At 35.1% G+C, this 6438-nt stretch carries 4 protein-coding genes and 4 pseudogenes; 2 read left to right on the forward strand and 6 right to left on the reverse strand.

Features of this window, described 5'->3' with window-relative positions:
- Both HET73_RS05415 and HET73_RS05420 read left to right on the forward strand, forming a co-directional pair.
- On the forward strand, window positions 1–321 hold a 321-nt coding region (locus tag HET73_RS05415), incomplete at its 5' end, for a group II intron maturase-specific domain-containing protein (protein WP_281356039.1).
- A gap of 143 nt (window positions 322–464) precedes the next feature.
- A pseudogene (locus HET73_RS05420) lies at window positions 465–1384 on the forward strand (Rpn family recombination-promoting nuclease/putative transposase).
- A 7-nt stretch (window positions 1385–1391) separates the two neighbouring features.
- Here the strand turns inward: HET73_RS05420 and HET73_RS09510 are convergent.
- The 6 genes and pseudogenes from HET73_RS09510 to HET73_RS05445 form a co-directional block, all read right to left on the reverse strand.
- Window positions 1392–2725, reverse strand: a pseudogene (locus tag HET73_RS09510) (DNA recombination protein RmuC).
- Between the two features lie 640 nt (window positions 2726–3365).
- Window positions 3366–3533 (reverse strand): hypothetical protein, encoded by a 168-nt coding sequence (locus tag HET73_RS05430; protein WP_174134147.1) that lies wholly within the window; start codon window positions 3531–3533, stop codon window positions 3366–3368.
- Between the two features lie 154 nt (window positions 3534–3687).
- Window positions 3688–4601: pseudogene (locus tag HET73_RS05435) on the reverse strand (phage major capsid protein).
- 93 nt (window positions 4602–4694) lie between these two features.
- The gene (locus HET73_RS09935; RefSeq protein ID WP_246210194.1) at window positions 4695–4883 is read right to left on the reverse strand and encodes a hypothetical protein; all 189 of its coding nucleotides are present in this window, start codon (window positions 4881–4883) and stop codon (window positions 4695–4697) included.
- A gap of 284 nt (window positions 4884–5167) precedes the next feature.
- Window positions 5168–5848 (reverse strand): annotated as a pseudogene (gene pyrF / locus HET73_RS05440) (orotidine-5'-phosphate decarboxylase).
- Between the two features lie 214 nt (window positions 5849–6062).
- Window positions 6063–6344, reverse strand: a complete 282-nt coding sequence (locus tag HET73_RS05445) for a hypothetical protein (RefSeq protein WP_174133355.1) — start codon at window positions 6342–6344, stop codon at window positions 6063–6065.
- Between the last annotated feature and the right edge of the window lie 94 nt (window positions 6345–6438).

Here is a 6438-nt window from a genome sequence, read left to right on the forward strand (position 1 = left end):
AGAAAATCTTACGAAAAAGTGGATCATGAGATATTTAGAGCTCTGTGGCAATGGTCAAAACGCAGGCATCCTAATAAAGGCTTACGTTGGATTAAAGAGAAATACTTTAAGACCAAAGGAGCAAGAAGATGGTGCTTTACAAAATTGACTATGAATAAAGGTGCAATTGAGTCGAAAGAACTATTTCAAGCAACAAGCGCATCAATTCTTCGTCACAAGAAAATTAAGGCTGAAGCAAATCCCTACGATAGAGAGTGTTATGCTTACTTCGAAAAACGTAGATCAAATAATCTTTCTCTTTGTGAAGAGTGCAAGGTATGAATAATGTTAATCTTAGTAAGGAATTTGAAATGCCTGAATATTGGAAAGAAATTGTTGCCGGTTCTCAAGAAAAGGACTTAAGATGACTCGAGCAATATGAAGGGAAACTTTCAAGTACGGTTCCTAGAGGAGGGTTTGGTGGAATATATCTCAGTCCTCTATACTCTTACTCGTACAAGAGAATATTTTGTAGTGAAAAAAATAAGAATATTCTCATCCATTTCATGAATGATATTTTAGGTTGTACTGGAGTAAGTAAAGTACAAGAAGTAGAGTTCTTAAGTACTATCTTGGATCCCGAAATTGCCTCTGATAAGCAAAGTATTGTTGATGTTCTTTGTAATGATGGAATTGGTAACAGATTTGTGATTGAGATGCAGCTTGCTCGCGACAAAGGCTTTGAAAAACGTGCACAACTATATGGTGCCAAAGCTTAATCAAGGCAACTAGATAAGTCTTGTAATTACATTGACTTAAAGAAAGTTTTCTTTATCGCTATTTCAAATTGCAACTTACTTCCTCAAAAGGTTGATTATATCTCTACTCATAATATACGTGATATAAAAACCAACGGACATTACTTGAAAGACTTTCAATTCGTCTTTATTGAGTTACCTAAATTTGCAAAAAGCAGAGTAGAAGAGCTAGAAAGCACAATAGAAAGGTGGTGCTTCTTTTTTAAATATGCAGAAAAACTACTGAAAAAGATCTAGCAAATATTTCAACAGAATCGCCAATAATAAAGCCAGCATATGTTGAATTAGATAAGTTTCATTGGAATGAAAAAGATTTAATAGCATACGAAGAAAGAGTAATGGATCTGCGCAAAGAAGAAGCGATTTTTGAGTATAGGTTTGATCTTGCCACTGAAAAGGGCAAAAAGATCGGTAGAGAGGAAGGCAAAGAGAAAGGTATCAAAATTGGTGAAGAAAAGGGAAAAATTGAAGTGGCAAAGGCAATTCTTACCGATAATGTTGACATCGACACTATTGCCAAGTTTACTGGCTTTTTCGTTAGCAAAGTTGAAGAATTAAGAAGTATGTTTCAAGCCGAGGAGAAATAGCAATAGCCTAATCCACTTTCAGTTCCTCAGCATGTAAGTTGCGTGGTAAAGACTCTAGTTCCTTTGCAACGCTCAGCTCTCTATTTTTTACATGCATACCAAGCTTATTGAATTCTCGAGCAGCTGGAAATACTCTTGCTTCGAGTGAACCAGCAGTTTTATTATAATGATCAACAGCGCTTTATAAGCTTCTGCGCAGATTATCAAAATTTTCACCCATTGTGCAGATTCGTTCATATAAAATATGACCTAGTTCACTGATTTTCTTTGCGCTTTCGGCTATCATATCTTGCTTCCATCCGTATGCTACTGCTCTCAGCAGCGTCACTAAAGTGATTGGTGTTGCAATAATCACCTTCTTCTCTATTCCAATTTCTATCAACGCAGGCTCGTATTCCAGTGCTGCACTGAAAACCCCCTCTCCTGTTAAAAAAAGCACCACGAGTTCTGGTGTATTTTCAAACTTATTCCAATACTCTTTTTACCCAAATCGTTTACATATTTTTTTATTGCCAAAGAATGATTCTTTAATTTTTCCCTTTGTATCTGCAAATCATTTTGTGACATAGCATCCATGTAAGAATCCAGCGGCACTTTTGCGTCTATTATTATTTGTTTTCCAGACGGCATTCTTATTATTAGATCAGGACTCAATAAATTATCCTCATTTTTATCAAACACCGATGGCTGAGCAAAAAAATCGCAATATTCAATCATCCCCGCCATTTCTACCACTCTTTTGAGTTGCATTTCACCCCACTTCCCTCTAATTTGAGGTTTTCTCAGGGCATTAGCAAGGCTAGAAGTTTGATTCATTAATGCTTCACAATTTGCTCTTTTAAACCTTCGTAGGCCCTACCCTGCCCTTCTCTAGCTTGCGTATTTCACTATCAAATCTTTCAAATTTTTCTTTTATTGGCGTTACAACTTCATTGATTGTTGCTAGTCTTTTTTGAAATCACTTTCTGTCTCTTTTAATTTACTATCAATTACTTCCTTTGCTAAGTTCAAAAAAATTATTGTTATTCACTTGCAAAGCATCAAGAGACAGTGCTTTAAAAGTATTTGTGAGTCTCCCCTCTGCTTTTGTTAATAATTCTATTTCTTTTTTCTTCTTCTCACGTTCTTTTTGCAGAGTTATTTCGAGTTCTTCATTTTGATTTTTAAATCAACTATTTCCTCATCCTTATTCAATAAAGTTTGTTTTGTCTTTTGAAGTTCACATTCCAACTTACATAAATTGCCTTCAAGGTTTGCTTTCTCCTCGCTCAGTTTTCTATTTCTTTTTGTAATGAAATATAGTAGTAAGGAGAATCCAAGAAATATAGAATTAAAAAGCATCAGAACACAAAAGAAAATCGTATTCATAATACTATATAACTTTTGTGTATTTAGGAAAGAAAAATGGAGCACATTTTCAAATGCTCCTTTCCAAAGATTCAGTCGTAGTAATACCCGATATTACTTACTATGACTACCAGCAACAATAACTTTTGTTGTAGGATTCGTAGTTTCTGAATTTGGTGAATATTATTTGCAACGACTTTAGATATGAATGTATCAGATATCTCATATATATTATTTACCTTAACCTCTCTTGTTGCATCGCTCAAACCTAATATTTCTTTCATTTCTACTATGTGATCATATGCGATAGCCTGATTTGCTACCTTATCTATAGAAAAAAGTGGTAAACCCGACTGATGATCGAGACCGATTTTATAACGGGCAATGCAACGCTTATTTTCACCAGATCCGATTCTTGCACAATCAAAAATGTCTTCTGCAGTTTTTGTCGATAAAATCAGTACTAGCTTGTCATCTTTCTCGTAAATGACGTCGGTTGAAATGACAGGTTCAGGTTTCTTATGCTGTTTAACATCAGCTTGATTGTCAGTATTATAGGTTTGAGCGGGGTTATCTTGCTCCTCTAAATTGTCAGTTGTCTTTTGTTCAGAAGGTTCTGCAACTATTAATTACCCTAATTTTTCGATGGCTCTACTGTCTGTCTTTTACCGTCTGGAGATTCTCCTTGTTGTGGTGTATTTTGGTTATTAACCCTTGCTTCACTTTTTTTTACCATCAAACAACCACTTCCTCCCTGAAGAAATTTTTCTTGCAATCCATGAAATTCTTGTATGATCAGCAATCCACTTAAAAAACTTTTTTATGCTTTTCCACATATTTTACTCCTTAAATTAATAATAAATTTACTTAATTATTTCATATAAAGTTTAATATTACTATTTTTTACTTTAAAGAGAAAATATGTAGTAAAAAGAAGTAAAACGGCGCGGAAGTTTTCAGTTCTTGCTTACCTGCAGCAATTTAATGGCACTGGTGTTCACAACCTCCCCACCGACACGCCTCGTGTTAAAAAACTTCACATAAGGTTTATTCGTATAAGGATCTCTCAATATTCTCATCCCTCTGCTATCTACGATCTTATAAGCTTGTTTGAAATTTGCCACTGCAATTACTGGCAGTTGATTGTTCGGCGCAGATGGCATATCAGAAGATTGATATACCGGTATTCCCATTAAAGTATCTGGAGCTTCAAGCGACAAACTAGGTTGCCAAAGGTACTGACCTGTTTGAGATTTTAGTAGCCTAACGTCCTTCAATGTACTTCTGTTCATCAAAAATGATGAATTTTTAGAGTAATACTTGTTTAGAGAATAGTACAATACCATTATTGAATCGCTATCCAATTTGTCAGTTTTAACTCGCTCTACCTTATTATAACCATTTCCATCTCCATAAGCTAAAATTCCTTTGGGTTAAAAGTACCCTCACCCTTAATAAAGACTTCGCTTTCTTCTTTCCTAAAAGTTTCGGCAACCTTTTCTACTAGCCAACTTTCAACATCGACAAATGCATCATCGAGTAGCTTCTGCGATATTTGAGGTTGAGCGTATAACTCGTAAGTTGTAATAGAAATCTTTTGGATTTTAGGCGTATCCGTGTCTTTTGCAAAATCATATTTAGATTTGCTGCCACCATCTTCATCATCCACTGTTTCGCCACTCCAACCTGCACTAGCACGTTTATAGTCTTCTATAATATAATATAATGTTTCAGTGGAAATTCTTTGACTGGAACATATTTGCCGCATTGGAGACGAGTTAATTAAACGCTTGCTTATGCGTTTTACAATATGTGAAGTAACTAGATATCCTCCAATATCGCCATCATCTCCACTGAGAGTTTTGCGCAATAACCCGCTTTCTACTCCCTTGCGAATATAATCAGAAAAATGCTAATCGCTTCTGCTAAAATCTGTACTAACTTCTGACCGTTGGACGGCAGTTTAAATAAAATCCAAGCGTTCTTTGCAATTATCATTGTTACTATTTATCTTACATAACTGCTCAACTGTTGCAGAATCAGCACGCCCCTTGCTTTCAATTTCTTTTAGTCTGCGATCATTTATTATTTTAAATTGTTCCCACGATGAAACTAACTCATCAACGCGGTGAGTAATATCGGTGAGTGACATAACAGCCTCCCTTGAAAATAAAAATGAATGGAAGTAAGATACAAGTACAACTGCTGCACTTGCATGATCTGGCTTTCTTGGTAGTTTAGACTACAATGCTGGTATTACTTATATACTAGAAACATAGACTAGAAAACTGTACAGTGCTACCTAAGTAGCACCGCATAGTATATTAAATATGTCACTGAACTAAGTTAAGTAAGGAAAAATATGAAAGATAACAATACTATATAATGTTCATTTTTTCATGTTAAGCACTTTTTAAATTTTTTTTGCAGCTTCAATCAAGTCAATGATCTTAATATTAATTCTGCACTATTTGCAGGATTGCCGCTTTTTGTAATGGGTCTACCGACCACGATATGATCAGCTCCTGAATTCATTGCTTCTTTTGGTGTTGCTGTCCTCTTTTGGTCATCATGGCCGGGATCTACACGAATTCCCGGAGTAATAATCTTAAAGTCTTTACCGCACTCTTTGCGCACTTCTTGAGCTTCCAGCACCGAGCAGAATATTATATACAGCCCAATCTTTTTTGCAAGCTTTGCAAGCAAAATCACTTGTGATTTCACCTCTTTTGTCACTCCAAGCTCATTCAAATCCTCATCCCTCATACTAGTTTGCACGGTTACTCCAATCAGTTTCGTTTATGTACCTTTCACTACACTTAAAGCTTCCTTTATCATTTTTGTTCCACCACTAATATGTAGTGTTAATATTTCAAAAAACACCCAAAGCCTCTATTGCTTCAACTGTTTTAGCTACAGTGTTTGGAATATCATGCAATTTCAGATTTAAAAAAATGGTACATTGCATTTTGCAACTTCTCTCACTCCAGAAGGACCATGAGCAGCAAAAAATTCTAATTCCAGTTTTACCATGCCAACCTTACCAAGTAGAGTATTAGCTAAAGATACAGCCTCATTTAAATCTTGTGTATTTAGTGCGAATATTATTTGGTTCATTGTATACCTTTTAAGTTCTGAATATCGTCCTGACATGTTACCATATTATTGTATAACATACTAGTTGGGGTAGAACATCTACTGTTATACCCAAGATCTCCTTTCTGCATGTGAAGTTTCATCTTGTACTGCATTTTCTTGTAATACATTTTGCTCCAGCGTGTTTAGTATTTCCTCTAAATTGTTAATAAGCCCACTGTGCTCCTTTCCGCTTTTAGAAACTGATCAAAAAAACTCTATCAACATTAGAATTTTCAGATGAGTGCTCTTTGTTTTGTTTATATAAATTAATATTTTTACTTGTCTTATTGAGACATGCCTTTAGATCCTCTATTTCTTTTGTTATCTTTTTCTCTAACTCTTCATTTTTATCTCCCCCCTTCTCTTCCAACTTATCATATAGTTCTTCTTCTGATTGTAACTGTATCTTTAACTGACCTATTTCCCTATTTAACCCAATAATTTCGCTTTCTAAAACCTTTCTATTTCTCAGCAAATTTACTCCTCTCAACCTTTATTCTCTTATTACTGCTAATTGCTTTACACGAAAGTGCAATCACCAAAACAGATAGTGTAGCCAAAGCAAGGAT

The sequence above is a fragment of the Wolbachia endosymbiont of Atemnus politus genome (genome assembly GCF_013309895.1).